We start from the raw sequence: 19,142 nt of genomic DNA, 5'->3' as shown, positions 1-19,142 counted from the left end.
CATGATCACAGCCCTCGTCTACCTTCTCGTCTTCCTCGCCGGTGGCCTGATCGCCGAGCTGCTGCGCATGGGCCAGGAGCGATTCCGCCTGTGGCAGGTCGCCCGCCTGACCGTCCAGCAAGGCGGCTCGCCGGATCTCATCACCCGGTTCTGGGCCAGCCGTCCACAGAACTGGTGCAACAAGCCCGGCTGCCCGCGCTGCTGGGGACGGCGGTGGAGCTGATGAACCCGACCCACGAACGCCCTACAGACCCGCCGAACGGAGCAACCGTCATGAACGACCAACCTGCCGCCGGCCCGCGCCCGCTGTCGGAGGGAGAGCAGACGCTGATCTCGGTCACGGCCGCCGCAGTCGGCGTGCTGGGCCTGGTCGGGTTCGTCATCTCCTTCGCCACCGTCATGAACGCGGCCAAGCCCACCTTCGGAGCGCTCGCCTTCCTGCTGCCCTTGGGCGTGGACCTGGGGATCGGCGTGTTCTCCGCGCTGGACATCGTCCTCGCCCGGCTGGACATGCGGGTGCGCTGGCTGCGCTTCATCCCGTGGACGCTGACCGCCGTCACCGTCTACCTGAACGTCGCCGCCTACACCGGTGTAGCGGGCGGACCCGACTGGTTCGCCGTGATCGCCCACGCGATCCTGCCCGGCCTGTGGGTGGTGGCCGTGGAGATCGGCACGCATGCCGTACGGAAGCGCGCCAACCTGGCCAACCCGTCCCGCCGACTCGACAGCATCCGCGTCTCGCGGTGGGTGCTGTCCCCGCTTCCCACGTTCGCGCTGTGGCGACGGATGGTGCTCTGGGAGGTGCGCTCGTACCCCGACGCCCTGAACCGCGAGCGTGACCGCATCCTGGCCAAGACCGACCTTCAGGACCGGTACGGCCGCCTGTGGCAGTTCAAGGCCAGCCGACGCGAGCGCGCCCTGTACAAGCTGGGCGAACTGGCCCCGGCCCCGATCCACATCGAGAGGATGCGTCTCACACAGCCTCCGGCTCCCCAGCGTCCGGCTCTGGCTGCCGCACCCGACCGCAAGCCATCGCCTCGCAAGGGCAAGACGCGTAAGACCACTCGCCCGGCCGTCGCCCCGTCCGAGGTGGACGACCTGATGCCGCTGGGCTGGCAGATCGCCGCCGACCACGAAGCCCGAGGCATCGCACTGACGCGCGACCGGTTGCGCGACGCGATCCGCCAGACCGGCCAGTCCGTCTCCACCGACCGGGCCGGAGCGCTGCTCGCCCGCCTGCGGTCCGAGACCGGTCCGACCGCCGAGGAGACCGGACGCGAGGCGGCCTGATGGAACGTTCCATCGCCTGCCCTTCGACCGACGATCCACCACACGCACCGACCACCCACGCCAGGCAGGACGGGACGCGGTCCGACCGCACATCGTCCCTGCTCAAGCCAGTACGGGACGCGGCCTCATCCGCCAAGACTCCGGCCGCGCCCCGTAACCCCGCCCGCAGTTACGCACACGAGGTGCACACATCATGACTCATCACCCGCACGAGCACGAAGACCACACCGGGGAAGGCGACGACCTGACCGCCTTCGACCGCGCCGAGCACGGCGGCGAGGTGGTCCCGCTGCACGCGGTCCGCCGACGAGCCAACCGCGCGGACGACCAGGAGCCGGACCGCGACGAGGATGAGTTCTTCGACCGCGAGACGATCGCGGTCGAGGGCACGGTCCTCGGCCCGCCGGTCGACCCGCCCGACGACGACGTGCCGTACCGGTCCAGCACGGATCAGCGTCGCGCCCCGATCGTCCCGGCCACCCTGCGCTCCTGGAAAGCCGCGCGCTCCATGCTGGTCTGGGCAGCCCAGGACGCCGGGTACGTCGTCGGCTACCACGCCGTCCGCTCACCCAAGTACGCCGCCAAGGCCACCCTCTACGCGCCGGTCGGGTTCTTCCGAGCTACCGGCAAGCTCCTCCACTGGGCCACTGCGGAGGAGGGCAACTGGGCACTTCGCCAGTACGCCGCCGACCGCAACGACCCGGAGACCTGGCTCAAGCTGGACAGGCAGCGCCAGCGACAGTCGCGGTGGCGCTGGTCCGTCCTGGTCTGCCTCGCCGTGACGGTCCTGATCGGCCTGCTGGTGTTCCTGCTCGCCGACATCCCGACCTGGGGACGCCTGCTGACCGTCGCCGTGGCCGTGCCACTGCTGGCCCGTGCGGGAAGGCCCACCGACAAGCCCATCACCGACCGCGTGTCCGAAGGACCGCGCTACCGCAAGCTCACCGCCGAGCTGGTCCGCCGTGCGCTGCTGTCCTGCGGCATCTCCGGCATCAACCAGGCCGTGAGCAAGGACCAGCACGCCATCAGCTTCCCGCAGGACATTCACCGTGACGGCCCCGGCCACCTCGCCATCATCGACCTGCCGTTCGGCGTCGAGGCCGCCGACGTGGTCGCCCGGCGCGGCCGGCTGGCCTCCGGCATGCGTCTCCCGCTCGACCAGGTCTGGCCCGAGCCCGGCGACGGCCACCCCGGCCGCCTGGCCCTGTGGGTCGGCTACGAACCCGCGTCCCAGATGAAGCAGCCCGCCTGGCCCCTCCTCAAGGACGGCAAGGTGGACGTCTTCAAGCCGTTCCCGTTCGCCACCACGCCGCGCATGGACACGGTCAATGCGGCCCTGATGTTCCGCAACTGGCTGGTCGGCGGCCAGCCCGGCTCCGGCAAGACCTTCGCCCTGCGCCTGGCCGTCCTCGCCGCCAGCCTGGACCCGCGCGCCGAGCTGCGCATCTACGAGCTCAAGGGCGTCGGAGACTTCAAGGTCCTGGAGCCCGTCTGCACCGAGTACGGCAACGGCTTCGACGACGAGACCATCGCCCGCTGCTCCGGAATGATCCGCTGGCTCTACAAGGAGGGCGAACGCCGCTCCAAGCGCATCGCCCACTACGCCCAGCTCGGCAAGGCCCCGGAGAACAAGGTCACCCCGGAACTCGCCTCGCTCAAGGACTCCGGCCTCCACCCGCTGATCGTCGCCATTGACGAGATCCAAGAGCTGTTCCTGCACCCGAAGTACGGCAAGGAAGCCGGGGAGATCCTGGAGAAAGTCATCAAGCTGGGCCGTGCCCTGGGCGTGATCCTGCTGATCGGCACCCAGATCCCCGACAAGGACAGCCTGCCGACCGGCATCACCCGAAACGTCAACACCCGCTACTGCATGAGCGTCGCCGACCAGGTCGCCAACGACATGATCCTCGGCACCTCGATGTACAAGAACGGCTACCGCGCCACCATCTTCGAGCCGGTCAAGGAGGCCGGCTGGGGCATCCTGTCGGGCCTCGGCAAGCCCGCCGCCCGCCGCTCCTTCGAGGTGGACACCGACAAGGCCAAGCAGGTCGTGGCCCGCGCCATGCAGCTACGCGGCCTGGCCGGCACCCTGCCCGAGGAGGGCACCCAGACCCGCACTGACGCACCCACGTTCGACCTGCTGTCCGACGTCGCCCAGATCTGGCCCGCAGGCGAGACGGCCGCCTGGAACGAGACCCTATGCTCCCGCCTGGCCGAACTCCGCCCCGACTTCTACACCGGCTGGGCCTCCGAACAGCTCACCACGGCACTCAAGCCGCACGGCGTACCCGTCCAGGCGATCGGCCGCCGCATCGACGGCAAGGCCATCACCCGGCGCGGCATCCGCCTGGACGACCTCACCGACGCCATGGCGGAACGTAACCGCCGAACCGGCACCGAGTGACCCCGCCGGAGGGTGCTAGCGCTAGCGGCTGACCCTGCTATCGCTAGCACCCCCGCTAGCACCAGAAATAAGCCCTGGCCAGGGCGTTAGCACGCTAGCGCCCTCGCTTGACGACACCCAAAAACGGCCCAGGAGGCCCGTCATGACCCCTGCCACGCTCACCGCTAGCGCAGTGATCGTCATCGCCCTGTTCATCACCGTCCGTTACGCCGCCAAGTGCTACATCCGGCCCTTCCGCCGCTGCCGCTCCTGCCAAGGCAAGGGCCGCAAGCCCAATCGCATCGGACGCGGCACTCACGACTGCCGCCGCTGCCGCGCCACAGGCCTACGCCTCCGGATCGGCCGCCGCATCTGGAACCACGCCCGCGCCCTGCACCGCACCCGCTGACTGGAGCACCCAATGCCGACGAAGAACCTGACCCGCTACGCCCTCGCAGCCGCCGCCCGAGGCTGGCACGTCTTCCCGCTCGCCCCGAAGGGCAAGACCCCGCCCCGCGGCTTCACCGCCTGGCAACACCGCACGACCACCGACCCGGCCACGATCCGCCGCATCTGGCAGCGCCCGTACAACGTCGGCATCGCCACCGGCCCGTCCGGTCTGGTCGTCATCGACCTGGACCAGCCCAAGCCCAGCGAGCAGCCACCACCGCAGTGGAACTGCCCCGGCGTCCGAGACGGAGCGGACGTCCTCGCCGCCCTCTGCGAGGAGGCCGGCCAGCCGCTCCCACTGGAGACCTTCCAGGTCCGCACCCGACGCGGCGGCCTGCACCTGTACTTCACCGCACCCAATGGAGTCACCCTGACGAACACGCAAGGCGGCAACGGCGGCCTCGGCTGGCTGATCGACACCCGCGCCAACGGCGGCTACGTCGTCGGCCCCGGCAGCCACGTCACCGACCACGAGGCCACCGGTACCTACGAAGTCCTGCACCCGATCCCACCCGCACCGCTCCCGACCTGGCTGGTCGAACGCCTACGCCCGGCCCCGCTCCCACCACAGAAGCCAGTCACGGTGCCCCTCGCATCCGACCGGCGCGGCTCCTACATCCGCGCCGCCGTCCTCGGCGAACTGGACCGAGTGGCCAGCTCGCCACCGCACGGCCACAACAACGCCCTCTACCTCGCCGCCGTCGCACTCGGCCAGCTCGTCGCCGGAGGCGAGCTGAACGCCGCTGCCGTCACTACGTGGCTCACAGAGGCAGCCACGCAGATCGGCCAGCCGTACGGCGAGGCCCAGCGCACCATCGCCTCCGGCCTGCGCGCCGGAGCTCGCCGGCCTCGAACGGTGGCCGCATGACCAACGACCGCACCACTCACCTACGCCTGGTCAACGGTGATGCCGTCAATGCGCCCAGCCAGCCCGTGCCGTTCCGCACCTCCTGGACCGCCGACGAACTGATGGCCATGACCTTCCCGGAGCCCCGCTGGGCCGTCCCCGGCATCATCGCCGAAGGACTCAGCCTCCTGGCAGGCCCGCCCAAGGTCGGCAAGTCCTGGCTCAGCCTCGGACTGGGCATCGCCGTCGCCAGCGGCGCCAAGGCCCTGGAAGCCATCGAACTGGAGCCCGGCCCCGTCCTCTATCTCGCCCTGGAGGACACCGCCCGCCGCCTCCAGAACCGCATGGGCAAGATCCTGAGCGGCCAACCCGCACCCAAGGACCTGACCCTGGCCACCACCTGCCCCACCCTCCCGCAGGGCGGGGAAGAGGCCATCGCCCGCTGGCTCGACCGCAACCCGAACGCCCGCCTAGTCGTCATCGACGTCTTCGCCAAGATCCGAGGCAACACACCACCCGGCCTGTCCGCCTACGACGCCGACTACGCCGCCATGAGCCGCGCCAAGCGCCTGGCCGACACCTACGGCGTCGCCGTCGTCCTGATCCACCACGTCCGCAAGATGGCCTCAGAAGACTTCCTGAGCGAAGTCTCCGGCACCAACGGCCTGGCCGGAGCAGCAGACGCCACCCTCGTCCTCAAACGCGCCAGAGGGACCGCAGACGGCGTCCTGCACGTCACCGGCCGCGATGTCGAGGAAGCCGAATACGCAATGGCCTTTCAACCGGCCGCCGGCCTCTGGCACCTCCTGGACGGCCCACCCGAAGACCACGCCCTGTCGGACACCAGAGCCGCCATCGCCCGCCACGTCCGCGCCAACCCGAACAGCACACCCAAGGCCATCGCCGACGCCACCGGCCTGTCCCACGAGAACGTCCGCAAGACCTGTCAACGCATGAACGCCGACGGCCAACTCTGCGTCAACGCCACCGGCCACTACCGCCTCCCCGGAACAGAGTCACCGGCAGGCGTCCCCGGCGTCCCCGGCGTCCCAACCGTCCCAGACCACGCCACGACCAGCACCAAGGCCCATACCCATGAGGGACAACCGGCTCTGCTGCCTGTCCCCGCTGTCCCCACCGATGAGGAGACCCACCAGTGACGACCTCAGCGCCGGACAGCGTCCGGCCCGCCGACACCCAGCTCTACCGCGTCACCGACGCCATGCGCCTGCTCCGCATGAGCCGAACCGTCATCTACGACCAGATCCGCACCGGCCGCCTGCGCTCCGTCAAGCAAGGCCGCGCCCGCCTCATCACCCCCGGTGCCATCCGCGACTACATCGCCCTCCTAGAGAAGGAAGCCGAGGAAGCAGCCTGATGACCAAACGACGCAGCAGAGGAGACGGCGGCCTCCACTGGGACGACAAGCGCCAACGCTGGATCGCCACCGCCAGCCTCGGCCATGACGGAAGCGGCAAACGCATCGTTAAGAGAGGCAGCGGTAAGACCAAGACCGAGGCGAAGCAGAAGCTTAAGGAAGTCCTCCGGGACTACGAAGATGGCCTCGCCATCGCTCCCGGAAACTACACCGTGAAGGAAGCCGTCGAGGACTGGCTTAGGTACGAGCTAAGCAAGCGGGACAGAGCCACATACGAGACTGGCCGAACCCTTTGCAACAGCCATCTGATCCCTGCCCTGGGGAAGCGGAAGCTTCGGGATCTCAGTGCTCATGACGTGGATACGTGGCTCTCCTCGAAGGCCAAGGTACTCAGTACCAGCACTCTGCGGCTCATCCGTTCCTACCTCAACCGAGCGGTCAAGCGTGCGATGGCACGAGATCTGGTGAAGCGGAACATCGTTGAGCTTTGCTCGATTCCGAAGGGTAGGGAAGGACGCCCATCCAAAGCCCTAACAATGGCTCAGGCAGAAGCCGTACTAGAAGCTGCGGAAGGAACCCGTATGTATAGCTATCTGGTACTAGCCCTCCTAACTGGTGCTCGCACCGAAGAGCTGAGAGCCCTGACATGGGAGTACGTCGAGCTGGAAGGGGACCCGGCTAGCGAGCCAACCATCCCTCCGCATGTAGCGGTGTGGCGTTCGGTACGGGCAGGAGGGGATACCAAGACCAGGAAATCACGTCGAACCCTGGCTCTCCCACAGCGCTGTATCGAGGCCTTGCACGTCCAGAAGGCTCGGCAGACGAAGGACCGTGAAGCAGCCGGGGAACGGTGGCAAGAACACAACCTGGTGTTCGCTTCGGCAGTTGGAACTCCCCTAGACGCGCACAACGTTCGTAGAGCGTTCCGCAGGGTCATCTCGAAGACCAAACTCGATCCAACACAGTGGACGCCGCGGGAGCTTCGTCACAGCTTCGTATCCCTGCTATCGGACAACGGCACACCCATCGAGGAGATCTCCCGTCTCGTAGGACATAGCAGTACCAGCGTGACCGAGCTGGTCTACCGGAAGCAGATCCGGCCAGTGCTCCAGGAGGGCGCAATCCTGATGGATCGAATCTTCGGGGGATCAGGTGGCATCGTCGATGGCCACTGACTAACCGTCATGCAATAGAAGCAGCAGGTTCAAGGGAAGGGGAAACCCTTTTGAAAGCCCCTTTCGTACATCCATTTAGCGTCTCGCTTCCCATGTGCGAATAGCCAGCGAAGAACCAGTCGCCATCAAGAGAACTAGCATCGTTCTTCAGTAGTGTCTATGCAGCAATCGGCACCACCACCTGCCTACGACACAAAACTGCAGGTCAGCGCACACAAGCGAAGGCAAGGCCAGTCGATTTTCAGAAAAAACACGAAGCCTCCACCCCGCGCACGCGCACGCTGCTACGGTACCTCCCATAAACGAGAGGAGAATGCAGTGAACGGCTACATACGGATCGTGTGGCGGTCAAATTCCCGGCGTCGCCACGGTCGTCCGCCGCGACGCCGGGAGCTGAGGTTCGGCTGGAACCTGTAACCACCTGTGTACGCCTGCGGGGGTGGTGGCTGCCATCCCCGCAGGATCCCAGCAATCATGTGCTGTGGATGGCGGCGGTCTCCACGGTACCGGCGTTAGCAATGGCTACGGCGAAGAACTAGTACATCCGCTGGGCCTGGATTGGTTTAGCCATCGAGGCTCGGGAGGGGCTGGCCGCTGTCGTGTGGCAGCGGTAATCACGCACTTAGACACGCAGAAGCCCTCCGCGATCTTGCGGAGGGCTTCTGACCTGGAGCCGCCTTGGGGATTCGAACCCCAGACCCCTTCATTACGAGTGAAGTGCTCTGGCCGACTGAGCTAAGGCGGCGTGCCGTACGGCTTGAAGGAGTCTACAGGAGATCGAGGGGTTCTTGCTCCTCCTGATCACCGGATGCCGGGACAGATCACGCCATCTCCCGGCGGCACCCCCTCCACCAGATACCGATCGACGGCGTCGTCCACGCACGGCGAGCCGCCCCCGTACGCGGTGTGCCCGTCGCCGTCGTAACCGAGCAGCACGCCGGACCGGAGTTCCCCCGCCAATGCCCGAGCCCATCCGTACGGCGTCGCCGGGTCGCGTTTCGTGCCGACGACCAGGATCGGAGGAGCGCCCTCGGCGGTCAGGGGATGTGGCGAGAAGGTCGGCCGAGCCGGCCAGAAGGCGCACGGCAGCGACGACCACACGATGTACGGCCCGAACCGGGGCGCCTCCCTGGACGTCTCCGCCGCGTCCGCCGCGAAGGCCGCGGCGGTCGTCGGATACGGGCCGTCGACGCAGTTGACCGCCAGGCCGGCCTCCAGTTGGTTGGAGTAGGTGCCGTCGTCCTGCCTGCCCGCGAGCTGGTCGGCGTTCCGCAGCAGGAGGGAGCCGTCGCCCTTCAGCGCCCGGCGCAGCGCCTCGGTGAGCTCCGGCCAGGAGGCGCGGTCGTAGAGCGGCGTCAGCGCTCCGAGCGTGGCCAGCGCCTCGGTGACCGGCCGCCCACCCCCTTCCAAGGGCCGGGCGTCGGCACGGCGGAGCAGGGCCCCGACCTCGTCCATCGCTGCTTCGACGTCGCGTCCGGCGAACGGGCAGTCCCGGCCGCTCAGGCAGTCCTCGACGTACGCGCGCAGCGCCTTCTCGAAGCCCACCGCCTGCTCCGCGTTCATCCGCACCCGCGAGCCGGCCGGATCGACGGCGCCGTCCAGCACGAGCGCCCGCACCTTGTCAGGGAACAGATCGGCATAGACAGCCCCGAGGAAGGTCCCGTACGACTTGCCGAGATAGGTGAGCTTCCGGTCGCCCAGGGCCTGGCGCAGCCGGTCCAGGTCGCGGGCGACGTCCACGGTCCCGAGGTGGGGCAGCAGCCGGGCGGCGTGCCGCCGGCAGCCTGCCGCGAACCTCCGCGCCGCGGCCTCCAGTTCCCCTTGCTCCGCGGCGGTGTCGGGCGTGGTCTCCATGGCCAGGAACGCGTCGAGCCGCTCGTCGTCGAGGCATTCGACCGGCGCCGACCGTCCCACCCCGCGGGGGTCGAACCCCACGACGTCGAACCGCTCCCGCACCTTCGCGCTCACGGCGAGCCGGGCGGCCCTGGCGTACTCGACCCCGGAGGCCCCCGGCCCGCCGGGGTTCACCACCAGGGAGCCGAGCCGCGGCCCGCTCGCGGGCAGCCGGACGACCGCGAGCTCAAGCTGCTCACCGTCGGGCTCCCCGTGATCGAGCGGCACCCGCAACGTCGCGCACTCGAACCCGTCACCGCAATCGGACCAGCGGAGCCCTCGCACCGCCCGCTCCTCCCTGCCGCACCCGCCGGCGAGGAGCACCGCCGACACCGTGACCCCGGCCGCGACACCACGCGACACCGGCGCCCACCACGAACCAGACATAGGCAGCAGAGCGGAGGCCCACCCCGAGCGGTAGTTGCGCACCCCACCACCCAACCACCGCCGGCACGGGACACGCCGCGGAGCCCCCGGCGCTCACCAGGACGAGAAGGAACGGCCCTCCCCCGGATGACTTCACGTCAAGTCAGGAGTTAGCCTGAAAAGACTGCTCCGTTCCCCCCGGGCACGGTCGCTCAGGCGACACGTCCGGAGGCAGTCGTCCGGTATGTCCGGCGAACAACGGAGGCATCCATGAACGGCTACCCGCAGATCGCGGACCACGGCATGATCGGAGACCTGCAGACCGCCGCGCTCGTCTCCGGCGACGGCACCATCGACTGGTGGTGCACGCCCCGGTTCGACTCCCCGAGCCTCTTCGCGTCCATCCTCGACAGCGGGCGCGGTGGGCACTGCCGGCTGGCCGCCGACGTGGACCGGGCCGACGAGACGACCGTCCGGCAGCTCTACCTGCCGGACACCGCCATCCTCGTCACCCGTTTCATGGGCCCCGGCGGCGTCGGCGAGGTCGCCGACTACATGGAACCGAACACCTCCGCCACGCCTTCCGGCCGGCACCGCCTGGTGCGGCTCGCCCGGGTGGTCCGCGGGAGCCTGCCCTTCACGTTCACCTGCCGTCCCCGCTTCGACTACGGGCGGGCACCGCACACGCTCGCCCTCCACGACGACCGATCAGCGGTCTTCCAGGGCCCTGGCACGAACCTGCACCTGCAGGCCGCCGGCCCCATCACCCTGCGCCCCGACGGCGAGGACGTCGTGGCGGACTTCACCCTCCAGGCCGGCCAGACGGCCGCGATCGTCCTGACCAGCGACAGCGACGGCGACCAGCCCGTGCCGCCCATGACCCCCGACAGCGCGCGCGACAGCTTCGAGACCTGCCGTGACTTCTGGCACGACTGGCTGCGCGCGTCCCGGTACCGGGGTCGCTGGCGTGACATGGTGAACCGTTCGGCGATCACGCTCAAGCTCCTCACGTACGCGCCCACCGGCGCCCCGATCGCCGCCGCCACGATGGGACTGCCGGAGCAGATCGGCGGCGAGCGCAACTGGGACTACCGCTACACCTGGGTCCGCGACGCCTCCCTGTCCGTCCGCGCCCTGATCGACCTCGGTTTCGTCGAGGAGGCCCAGGCTTTCCGTACGTGGCTGCGTGAACGCCTGATCGTCGGCCGCGCCTCGGGCGAGCCGCTGCAGATCATGTACCGGATCGACGGAGATCCCCTGCTGACCGAGGAAGTACTCGGCCACCTGGAGGGATACCGGCAGTCCCGCCCGGTACGGGCCGGAAACGCCGCCGCCGACCAGCTCCAGCTCGACATCTACGGTGAGGCCGCGGACGCGCTGGCCCAGGCCCAGGAGGTCGGCGGCATCCGCGGCTGGCGGTCCTTCGCCAAGCTGCTCGACTGGCTGGCCGACACCTGGGACCGTCCCGACGAAGGCATCTGGGAGACCCGTGGCGGGCGCCAGGAGTTCACCTACAGCCGCCTGATGACCTGGGTCGCCTTCGACCGCGGCATCCGGATGGCCACCGCCTACTCCCGTCCCGCCGACCTCGTCCGCTGGAGGAGTGTCCGGGACGCCGTCTTCGACCAGATCGTCGACCGTGGGTGGAACTCCGAGCGGCAGGCGTTCGTCCAGCACTACGGCACCAACGTGCTGGACGCGTCGCTGCTGCTCATGCCCCGGGTCGGGTTCATCTCCCCCCGCGACCCGGCCTGGCTGAGCACCCTGGACGCCATCGACAAGGAGCTGGTCAGCGACAGCCTCGTCTACCGCTACGACCCGGCCGCGTCCCCCGACGGCCTGCGCGGGTCGGAGGGGACCTTCAACCTGTGCAGCTTCCTCTACGTCGAGGCCCTGGCCCGCGCCGGACGGCTCCAGCAGGCCCGGTACGCCTTCGACAAGATGCTCACCTACGCCAACCACGTCGGCCTGTTCGCCGAGGAGATCGGCCCGTCGGGCGAGCAGCTCGGCAACTTCCCGCAGGCGTTCACCCATCTGGCGCTCATCGCGGCGGCCATCGCCCTCGACGAACAACTTGAGGGCGCCGCCCCGGACGGGCGGTGAACCTCATGGCCTACCGAGCGGGCAGCCGGATCGCGGCGCCCAGCCCCACCAGGGCGAAGATCGCAAGAGCGATCATGGCGAGCGCATAGGACCGGTTCCCCTCGGCCAGCCCGGAGATGAGGATCGTGCCCGCGATCGCCGTGCCGAACGACGAGCCGAGGTTGGACACGCTGCGCGACAGCCCGGAGATCTCGCCCTGTTGCTCCTCGGGAAAGCTGGACTGCACGACGTTGACCGACGGGGTCAGCATCACGCCCACGCCCAGCCCGATCAGCAGCAGCCCCGGCACGAAGGCGACGACCCTCGACGACGCCCCGACCAGGGCGAGCAGGACCGCGATCCCGGTCACGGTCATGGCGAAACCCGCCGAGATCAGGTTCTTCTGGGAGTGCTTCCTGGTGAGCCGCTCCGCCGCCAGCGACGTCAGCAGGACCCCCACGGTCGCCGATGTGAAGATGACGCCCGTCTGGATCGCGTTGTACCCGCGGACCTTCTGCAGAAAGACCGCGACGACGAAGGACGTCCCCATGAGCACCAGCCACTGCATGTTCTGGGTGACGAGGCCGAGATTGGACGTGCGGTTCCGGAAGAGCCGGGTCGAGAGCAGCGGCTCCTTCCCCGCGCGTTCCCGAGCGCGGATGTGCAGGAGGAACCAGACCAGGAACCCGGCCCCGACGACGAGGAACGCCACCATCAGCACGGCGTTCTTGCTGGCCTGGAGGATCCCGAACACCACGAAGAACATGCCGACGGCCGACAGGACCGCCCCGGCGCCGTCGAAGGGACGGGTCGGGTCCGGCGCCACCGGGTCGGCGATCCGGCGGCTGAGAAAGACGATCACCGCGACGACCACCGCCTGGAAGACGAACGCGGCCCGCCAGGTGATCGCCGTGGCGATGAACCCGCCGATCAGCGGGCCCGCCGCCGCTCCGACCCCGCCCAGCCCGCTGATCAGGCCGAAGGCCCTGGCCCGCGCCCGCAGATCGTCGAACGCCATCGTCGCGAGGATGTAGACGGGCGGGATCAGCAATGCGGTCCCGACGCCCTCAAGGACCGAGTTGCCGACGATCAGCACTGCCAGGCTGGGCGAAAAGGCGCTGGTCAGAGCGCCGATCCCGTACAGGGTGAGCCCTGCGAGGAAACACCTCTTGCGTCCCCAGCGGTCGGTCAGCTTGCTGCACGGGATCATCAGCACGGCCATGATCAACAGGAACAGCGTGATCGTGCTCTGCACGCCCTCCACCGTGGTGTCCAGGTCCCGGCCGATGTCGTTGATCATCACGTTCATGTTCGAGCCGGCGAAGCTGCAGATGAACTGGGCCAGCGCCAGAGGGGCCAGAGGGCTCTTCGCGAAGGCGTCCGGGCCGGTGCCGGTCACGTTCCGCCCCGCCGGTGCAGCCCACCGCCCGGACCGGCGCGGAAACCCTCACGGACGGGATCGCCGCGGCACATCGTCCACCTCCCTCGATCCGAAACTCACTGGGACTTCCGCCCCGGGAAGCTCCCGGCACACCACGCGGCGGACCGGCCACCCCGGCTCAATGCTGGAACGCGGCCTTCAGCACCACGATGACCAGCCCGAGCAGCAGATTGACCACGCTCGTGACCAGGACCATCCGAGACGAGGCACCGATCCCCACGGCCGCCGCGGCCGACCAGCCGACCTGCCCGGCCACCGCGACCGCGATGGCCAGCCACGCCGTGCCCTGCGGTTCGAGACCCAGCAGTGGTCCGACGGCCACGGCGACGGCCGGCGGCACGGCCGCAGTGACGATCGGCCATTCCTCGGCGCAGGCCCGGCGGATGTCGGCCACGCTCATGCTCTGGAAGACCGCACGGGCGCCGAACAGGCGGGCGTGCACATGAGCGGCCCAGAACACCACGCTGGTCCCCAACAGCAAGACGATCATCTCCAGGCGCGGGAACCTGCCGAGCGACGCGGTGCCCGCCACCACCGAGGCGGCGAGCAGTGATCCGTAGACGGCACCGGTGTAGTCCTTGTGGGCGCCGCCGGCCGGCGACCGATGACCGTCGGCCGGATCGGGCACCTTCCCCATGGCGACCTCTCTCGGTGGTGGCCGCGCGGTCAGCGAGGCTCGGCCGTGCGCGCCGCGGATCCGTGGTGGCGCGAGACGGTTCCGTTCACCGGGCGCCGGTCCCCTCCATCATCTCGCGCAGCTGCGCTTCCTCCTCGCGGTTGAGCGAGGTCTGGATGACATGCCCGCCGTACGACTGGATCTGCGGGATCACCTTGTCCGGAGTGCTCTGCACGACCAGGACGAACAGCGCGGCGGTGCCGGGTTCCAGCGTGTCGGCGAGCTCCCTCATGAACTCGTCGTTGACGCCGGCATCGGTCAGCGCTCCGGCGGCCGCTCCGGTGGCGGCGCCCAGCGCCATGCCGAACAGCGGCATGAAGAACAACAGCCCGATCAGGCCACCCCACACCGCTCCGCCGGCCGCCCCCATGCCGGTCGTCCCCTTGGTCTGGAGCAGCTTGATCGTGCCGTCGGCCCGGCGTTCGACGATGGCCATGTCCTCCATCGTGATCAGGTTCTGCCGTTGCAGGTCGGCGAGGCGATCACGTACGGCGATGGCGGTGGCGACGTCCGGGTAGGAGATCGCGATGAGGTTGCTCATGGGGCTGTTTCCTTCTGATCGGTTGCGTCGACGAACAGGTGGTCCAGAGGGCAGCACCCCACATCACGGCACGTACGGGGGCAACCTCTGCCAGACCCGCCCTCCCTGCTTCTGATCCCCCCTTTCCGATCGGGCGGCCACCGCGAGGAGGCAAAGGATTTCCATGGGGCAAATCTGTGCAGCCTTTCGGATTCGGCCCCCAGCACGCCGAGAAGGCATCGGCCAGGCAAACGGAAGCAGGGCCTTTTCATGCCCGCCGTCGAGGGTGAGCGGCCGTGGTCACGGGGACCATCCACTTCGCCCTCTTTCTGGTGAGGCGTGATGGAGAGGCGGGGGCTGCCATGGGCTGTTTGTTCGCGGTTTTTGCGGGGCTGTTTCCACGACTCGCCGTCTTCATCATCTGGGTGGCGCGGCCCGCGCTGGTGAGCGCCGCCTTCGACACCTGGATCTGGCCCCTGCTCGGCCTGATCTTCCTGCCGTTCACCACGTTGATGTACGTGATCCTCTACATCCCCGGTGTCGGACTCAGAGGAGTGGACTGGTTCTGGATCGCCGTGGCGGTCGTGCTGGACCTCGTCCACTGGGTCGGCACCGCGACCCAGCGTCGCCGGATCCCCGGCTATCCCCAGGGCTGACCGGCCCCCCGTTCCGCCCGCCGGAGCGCACGTCACTTCGGCGGCGGCGCACCGTGCCCGCCCTTCGGCGGCGGCGCTTCCCCGGGTCCGCCCTTCGGCGGCGCCGCTTCGGCGGCCATGACCTCCCGGAACTCCTGACGCGTGGCGAACGTGTCGACCAGCGACAGCAGCATGGCCACCACCGGGATGGCCAGCAGCGCACCCATCGCGCCGAACAGCGACGCCCCCAGGATCACGGCGGCGAAGGACACCCCGGGATGGATGTCCACCGCCCGCGAACTGATCTTCGGCTCCAGCGTCAGGTTCTCCACCTGCTGGTACACGATGCCCCAGGCCAACGCGGCCACGCCGATCCAGGGCCGGGACGAGACCAGCCCCACCACCACCGGCAGGGCGATGGAGATGTAGGTGCCGATGGTGGGCACGAGCTGGGCGACCAGCCCCGTCCACGCCCCGAGCGCCAGCCAGGAGGGCATGCCGAGCAGCAGGAACACCAGGGCCGAGGCCGTGCCGTTGATGGTGGCCAGAATGAGCCGGGAGGAGACGTAGCCGCCGGTCTTGATCATGGACACGTCCCAGACGCTGATGAAGACCTGCTGGACCCGGCCGGGCAGCAGCTGCGCGAGCCACCGGCGCAGCCTCGGCCCGTCGGCCGAGAAGTAGAACGTCAGCAGCGCCAGGGTGAACAGGTTGAACACCGTTCCGGTCACCGTGCCCAGCAGGCCCAGGATCCCGCCGAGCGCACCCTGCGCGTACTCGGCCGCCTGCTGCGGGGTGAGGTTGATGGAGTGGAGGATGTCGGAGATCTCGTAACGGGTGCCGAACCGGGTGTTGACCCACTCGACGACGCCGGTGATGACCTCGGGCAGGGCCTTCAGCAACACCGCGACCTGTTGCACGAACATGCTGCCGAACAGCACGAGGAAGATCACGAAGGCCAGGATGAACAGCGTCATCACCAGCAGTGTCGCCCTGCCCCGTGGCATGCGCCGCGACATGCGGCGCACGGCGGGCTCCATGGCCAGCGAGAGGAACCACGCCATCACCAGCATGGCGATCAGCGGACCCGCGTCGGTGAGCACGAACCGGAGGAAGAACGCCACCGCGACGACGGCCGCCACGGCGAGCCCGGCCCGCCAGACGTTGGCAGGCGACAGCAGCACCTGCACCGCGGGCACGCCGCCGCTCGACTCCACCGGCTTCTTCATGGCTGGCTCTCCAGGCTCTGGAACCCACCTCCCGTGACCGCGCGCGGACGGCGGCCCTCGGCGCGTCCAGCCAGTGGCTTGAGCTGCGTCGTACACGGAAGCGACGCACCCAACGTACGACGGCCGACCGCTCCAGCCCGGCATCTACCGCCTGCTCGGCTTGTCCGCGGACGAGCCGACCCGAGCATCACCTGGACCAGAACGGGATGAGTTGTCTAGCTTTCCTCCCCTTCGCCGGAAGGCTGCTGATCGGCTGGTTCCTCCTGGGTGCCGTACATCGTGTCGTGCTGGATGCGAGGCGAACACACCGACGCGGACGGGCACGCGCAGCGCCTCCCGCCGTCGTCCAGGCGCACCGTCACCGTGTCGCCCGGGACGTTGTGCCCCGTCACGACCCCGTCGCCCTGAGGCGTGCTCACCCGGCTTCCCGCGCGAGGCATTCTGTACCGGCTCTCGACGTACAGCGGGTGCTCGTACTTCAGGCAGCACATGAGCCGCCCGCAAGCTCCCGCGATGCGCAGCGGATTGACCGGAAGGTCCTGATCCTTCGCCATGCGCACGGACACCGGCTCGAAGTCCTTCAGGAAGGTGGCGCAGCACAGGTCACGGCCGCAGGGACCGATGCCGCCCTGCAGCCGCGCCTCGTCCCGGGGGCCGATCTGCCGCAACTCGACCCTGGCCCGCAGGTTACGGGCCAGGTCGCGGACCAAGGCCCGGAAGTCGACCCGATGAGGGGCCGAGAAATAGACGGTGTAGACGTTGTCCTGGTCGAGATAGTCGATGCCGACGACCTTCATCGGCAGCCCATGTCGTTTGATCAGCTTCTTGGACACGCTGCGGGCCTCGGCCCTGCGGCGTTTGTTGGACTCGTCGCGCGAGAGGTGTTCCTCTTCCGCCGGCCCCGCGCACACGGGCAGACCGTCGATGTCCTCGCTCGTGTACTGCGGCGCCCACACACACTCCGCCACCTCGGGACCCGAGTCGGTCGGCACCAGCACCTTGTCGCCGACCTTGGGGGCGTGCCCGCCCGGATCGAGGTAGTAGAGCCTCCCGTAGCGCGTGAAGCTCACGGCCATGATCATTCCCATGGGCTAGAGCTCGCCTCCCTGACGGCCTCGGGGGTTGTTACGGCCTTCCGTTGCCACACTACGTGGGTCCGCCCGGCGAACGTGAGGGGCACCGAGCCCGATCTTGAATCAGCCGCCCTCCCGGCACCGCTTGTCCTTCGGCAGACTCACCCGGTAGCCGGTCAGGGCCAGCCTCTCGATCAGGCAACGCTGCACGACGACGGATGCGACACCCCGCTGCTGTCTCAGGGTCTTGACCAGCCCGCTCCAGTCGTCGAGCTCCGACCTCATGCGCAACCGGTACGACTCCGGCATGTCCTCTACCCTGGTGGCGGCGACCAGGGCCTTGTTGTCCTCGTAGTCGCGCTTGAAGTTCTCGTACGCCGACGTCCGGTCCTCGTAAAAGATGGACTTCACCTGCTTGGACGCCTTCAGCAGCGCGAGGACCTTGTCCTTCTGTCTCGTCGTGATCCCCTTTCCCTCCTTGATGACCTGCTCGCCGTCCGATGCTCGTTCGGCACCGCAGGTGGGCAGCGCCGTGCCGTCCTGGCAGAGGAAGACACTGATCTGAGCCTCCGATGGCCGAAGGGAGACAGCAGCGGGCACCAGGTCGATGTCCTCGATCCCGGGGAGCCGGGCGAGCGCCTGCTTCACCTTCACCGGATCCGTGCCAGGCTCAAGTCGCAGCCGGAACGACGCATGCAGGTCGTCGGCCGTCACCGCGTCGAGCACCTGCTGATTGTGCGCGAAATCCTGTCGGAAAGCGGCGAGGACCGCCTCCCGGTCGAGGAACGTCACCGAGACGACGCCGGGCACCTCCTTCGCCGCCACCTCGATCGACTTCGCCTGCTCGGGTGTGACGTCCTGCCCCTTGCAGGACGGCGCCTTCCCACTGGCCGTCCTCGAACACAGATAGATCGTCAACTCCGACGAATCGGACCGCCCATCGGTGGGAGCGGCCAGCGTCACCACGTGCTCGTCTCCTCGAACCCCCAGCCAGACGGCGGTCGTCGCCCCCGCGAGCACCACCGCCACGGCCGCGCCCACCAGCCGCAGGTCCATCCGGCTCCGGCGCCGCTCGGGCGCCCGCAGCGGCTTGAGCGCGCCCGTGTCCACCGTCGCGCCCGCCTCGACGAGCGCCTCCCGCAGTCTGTCTTCCATCGGGCTGTTCATGATTCCTCCCCAAGCGCCCGGCCGAGGGCGGCGAGCCCTCGCGCGATCGTGGACCTGGCCGTGCTCGCGTTGACGCCCATGGTCTCGGCGATCTCCTGGTCGGACAGATCGAAGTAGTAGCGCAGGGTCAGCGCCTCGCGCTGCCTGCGCGGCAGCTCCCGCAGGGCGAGCAGCACCTCGCGCCGCTCCTCGCCCAGCAGCGCGGCGCTCTCGGCCGACCAGACCGGCGGCTCGTAGGGCACCGCCCGCCGGAACGCCGTCGCCCGTCTGCGCAGGACGGACCGGCACCCGTTGAGCACGGCGGACCGCACATAGGCCAGCGCCCTGTCGGCCTCCCGCAGGCGGGCCCGGCCGGCGTGCGTACGTGCGAACGCCTCCTGCACGACGTCTTCGGCGGTGGCCTGATCACCGACCATGATCAAGGCGAGCCGCACGAGGCCCACATGATGTTCGGCGAAGATCGACGCCACATCGACCCGCTGCCGCTCCAGGGCCTGTTGTTGGGAGAGCAGTTCGACTTCCACGCTACAGAGACGC

General features: G+C 68.9%; 18 protein-coding genes and 1 tRNA gene. 10 read left to right on the top strand and 9 right to left on the bottom strand.

The window, feature by feature from the left end; all coding sequences use genetic code 11:
- Nucleotide 1: 1 nt before the first annotated feature.
- From AB0J97_RS03590 to AB0J97_RS03555, 8 genes are all read left to right on the top strand, one after another.
- Nucleotides 2-223: a hypothetical protein gene (locus tag AB0J97_RS03590; protein ID WP_364083976.1), complete on the top strand. Its 222-nt coding sequence runs from the start codon at nt 2-4 to the stop codon at nt 221-223.
- A 50-nt stretch (nt 224-273) separates the two neighbouring features.
- Complete coding sequence (locus AB0J97_RS03585; RefSeq protein WP_364083973.1) at nt 274-1,290, top strand: DUF2637 domain-containing protein; 1,017 nt, start codon at nt 274-276, stop codon at nt 1,288-1,290.
- A gap of 193 nt (nt 1,291-1,483) precedes the next feature.
- The gene (locus tag AB0J97_RS03580) at nt 1,484-3,694 is read left to right on the top strand and encodes a cell division protein FtsK (RefSeq protein ID WP_364083970.1); all 2,211 of its coding nucleotides are present in this window, start codon (nt 1,484-1,486) and stop codon (nt 3,692-3,694) included.
- Between the two features lie 142 nt (nt 3,695-3,836).
- On the top strand, nt 3,837-4,082 hold the full coding sequence (locus AB0J97_RS03575; protein WP_364083967.1) for a hypothetical protein: 246 nt from the start codon (nt 3,837-3,839) through the stop codon (nt 4,080-4,082).
- A gap of 12 nt (nt 4,083-4,094) precedes the next feature.
- Complete coding sequence (locus tag AB0J97_RS03570) at nt 4,095-4,991, top strand: bifunctional DNA primase/polymerase (protein WP_364083964.1); 897 nt, start codon at nt 4,095-4,097, stop codon at nt 4,989-4,991.
- Complete coding sequence (locus AB0J97_RS03565; RefSeq protein WP_364083961.1) at nt 4,988-6,130, top strand: AAA family ATPase; 1,143 nt, start codon at nt 4,988-4,990, stop codon at nt 6,128-6,130. The genes AB0J97_RS03570 and AB0J97_RS03565 overlap by 4 nt, the downstream gene beginning before the upstream one ends.
- Nucleotides 6,127-6,348, top strand: coding sequence for a helix-turn-helix domain-containing protein (locus tag AB0J97_RS03560; protein ID WP_228010966.1), 222 nt, complete (start codon nt 6,127-6,129; stop codon nt 6,346-6,348). Before AB0J97_RS03565 ends, AB0J97_RS03560 begins: the two co-directional genes overlap by 4 nt.
- The gene (locus AB0J97_RS03555; protein ID WP_364083958.1) at nt 6,348-7,523 is read left to right on the top strand and encodes a site-specific integrase; all 1,176 of its coding nucleotides are present in this window, start codon (nt 6,348-6,350) and stop codon (nt 7,521-7,523) included. The genes AB0J97_RS03560 and AB0J97_RS03555 overlap by 1 nt, the downstream gene beginning before the upstream one ends.
- Nucleotides 7,524-8,191: 668 nt before the next feature.
- On the opposite strand, the gene AB0J97_RS03550 is transcribed toward AB0J97_RS03555, so the two are convergent.
- Nucleotides 8,192-8,268, bottom strand: a tRNA-Thr gene (locus tag AB0J97_RS03550).
- 56 nt (nt 8,269-8,324) lie between these two features.
- Nucleotides 8,325-9,779 (bottom strand): alpha/beta hydrolase, encoded by a 1,455-nt coding sequence (locus AB0J97_RS03545; RefSeq protein WP_364083955.1) that lies wholly within the window; start codon nt 9,777-9,779, stop codon nt 8,325-8,327.
- 273 nt (nt 9,780-10,052) lie between these two features.
- Here AB0J97_RS03545 and AB0J97_RS03540 point away from each other — a divergent pair, with 273 nt between their 5' ends.
- Nucleotides 10,053-11,885, top strand: coding sequence for a glycoside hydrolase family 15 protein (locus tag AB0J97_RS03540; protein WP_364083952.1), 1,833 nt, complete (start codon nt 10,053-10,055; stop codon nt 11,883-11,885).
- A 10-nt stretch (nt 11,886-11,895) separates the two neighbouring features.
- Here the strand turns inward: AB0J97_RS03540 and AB0J97_RS03535 are convergent, their stop codons facing one another.
- The 3 genes from AB0J97_RS03535 to AB0J97_RS03525 form a co-directional block, all read right to left on the bottom strand.
- A complete protein-coding gene (locus AB0J97_RS03535) occupies nt 11,896-13,263 on the bottom strand; it encodes an MFS transporter (protein ID WP_364083949.1) in 1,368 nt (455 codons plus the stop codon).
- A 160-nt stretch (nt 13,264-13,423) separates the two neighbouring features.
- Complete coding sequence (locus AB0J97_RS03530) at nt 13,424-13,942, bottom strand: hypothetical protein (RefSeq protein ID WP_364083946.1); 519 nt, start codon at nt 13,940-13,942, stop codon at nt 13,424-13,426.
- 85 nt (nt 13,943-14,027) lie between these two features.
- A complete protein-coding gene (locus AB0J97_RS03525) occupies nt 14,028-14,522 on the bottom strand; it encodes a DUF1269 domain-containing protein (RefSeq protein WP_364083943.1) in 495 nt (164 codons plus the stop codon).
- A 275-nt stretch (nt 14,523-14,797) separates the two neighbouring features.
- On the opposite strand from AB0J97_RS03525, the gene AB0J97_RS03520 reads away from it, so the two are divergent.
- Complete coding sequence (locus AB0J97_RS03520) at nt 14,798-15,157, top strand: hypothetical protein (RefSeq protein WP_364083940.1); 360 nt, start codon at nt 14,798-14,800, stop codon at nt 15,155-15,157.
- A 32-nt stretch (nt 15,158-15,189) separates the two neighbouring features.
- On the opposite strand, the gene AB0J97_RS03515 is transcribed toward AB0J97_RS03520, so the two are convergent.
- From AB0J97_RS03515 to AB0J97_RS03500, 4 genes are all read right to left on the bottom strand, one after another.
- Nucleotides 15,190-16,365: an AI-2E family transporter gene (locus AB0J97_RS03515; RefSeq protein ID WP_364083937.1), complete on the bottom strand. Its 1,176-nt coding sequence runs from the start codon at nt 16,363-16,365 to the stop codon at nt 15,190-15,192.
- A gap of 215 nt (nt 16,366-16,580) precedes the next feature.
- On the bottom strand, nt 16,581-17,447 hold the full coding sequence (ricT, locus tag AB0J97_RS03510) for a regulatory iron-sulfur-containing complex subunit RicT (RefSeq protein WP_357702377.1): 867 nt from the start codon (nt 17,445-17,447) through the stop codon (nt 16,581-16,583).
- 114 nt (nt 17,448-17,561) lie between these two features.
- A complete protein-coding gene (locus tag AB0J97_RS03505) occupies nt 17,562-18,605 on the bottom strand; it encodes a permease-like cell division protein FtsX (RefSeq protein ID WP_364083934.1) in 1,044 nt (347 codons plus the stop codon).
- Nucleotides 18,602-19,129, bottom strand: a complete 528-nt coding sequence (locus AB0J97_RS03500) for a sigma-70 family RNA polymerase sigma factor (RefSeq protein ID WP_364083931.1) — start codon at nt 19,127-19,129, stop codon at nt 18,602-18,604. Before AB0J97_RS03500 ends, AB0J97_RS03505 begins: the two co-directional genes overlap by 4 nt.
- Nucleotides 19,130-19,142: the final 13 nt, after the last annotated feature.

Source organism: Nonomuraea sp. NPDC049607 (assembly GCF_040675375.1).
Lineage (GTDB): Bacteria > Actinomycetota > Actinomycetes > Streptosporangiales > Streptosporangiaceae > Nonomuraea.
The sequence above is the reverse complement of the archived record's forward strand: the minus strand, read 5'-3'. Positions and strand labels throughout refer to the sequence as shown.

Excerpts from the sequence above, each read along its gene's own strand:
- AB0J97_RS03590 (WP_364083976.1), top strand. The coding sequence starts at position 2 with ATGATCACAGCCCTCGTCTACCTTCTCGTCTTCCTCGCCGGTGGCCTG.
- AB0J97_RS03585 (WP_364083973.1), top strand. The coding sequence starts at position 274 with ATGAACGACCAACCTGCCGCCGGCCCGCGCCCGCTGTCGGAGGGAGAG.
- AB0J97_RS03580 (WP_364083970.1), top strand. The coding sequence starts at position 1,484 with ATGACTCATCACCCGCACGAGCACGAAGACCACACCGGGGAAGGCGAC.
- AB0J97_RS03575 (WP_364083967.1), top strand. The coding sequence starts at position 3,837 with ATGACCCCTGCCACGCTCACCGCTAGCGCAGTGATCGTCATCGCCCTG.
- AB0J97_RS03570 (WP_364083964.1), top strand. The coding sequence starts at position 4,095 with ATGCCGACGAAGAACCTGACCCGCTACGCCCTCGCAGCCGCCGCCCGA.
- AB0J97_RS03565 (WP_364083961.1), top strand. The coding sequence starts at position 4,988 with ATGACCAACGACCGCACCACTCACCTACGCCTGGTCAACGGTGATGCC.
- AB0J97_RS03555 (WP_364083958.1), top strand. The coding sequence starts at position 6,348 with ATGACCAAACGACGCAGCAGAGGAGACGGCGGCCTCCACTGGGACGAC.
- AB0J97_RS03540 (WP_364083952.1), top strand. The coding sequence starts at position 10,053 with ATGAACGGCTACCCGCAGATCGCGGACCACGGCATGATCGGAGACCTG.
- AB0J97_RS03530 (WP_364083946.1), bottom strand. The coding sequence starts at position 13,942 with ATGGGGAAGGTGCCCGATCCGGCCGACGGTCATCGGTCGCCGGCCGGC.
- AB0J97_RS03525 (WP_364083943.1), bottom strand. The coding sequence starts at position 14,522 with ATGAGCAACCTCATCGCGATCTCCTACCCGGACGTCGCCACCGCCATC.
- AB0J97_RS03515 (WP_364083937.1), bottom strand. The coding sequence starts at position 16,365 with ATGAAGAAGCCGGTGGAGTCGAGCGGCGGCGTGCCCGCGGTGCAGGTG.
- ricT (WP_357702377.1), bottom strand. The coding sequence starts at position 17,447 with ATGATCATGGCCGTGAGCTTCACGCGCTACGGGAGGCTCTACTACCTC.
- AB0J97_RS03505 (WP_364083934.1), bottom strand. The coding sequence starts at position 18,605 with ATGAACAGCCCGATGGAAGACAGACTGCGGGAGGCGCTCGTCGAGGCG.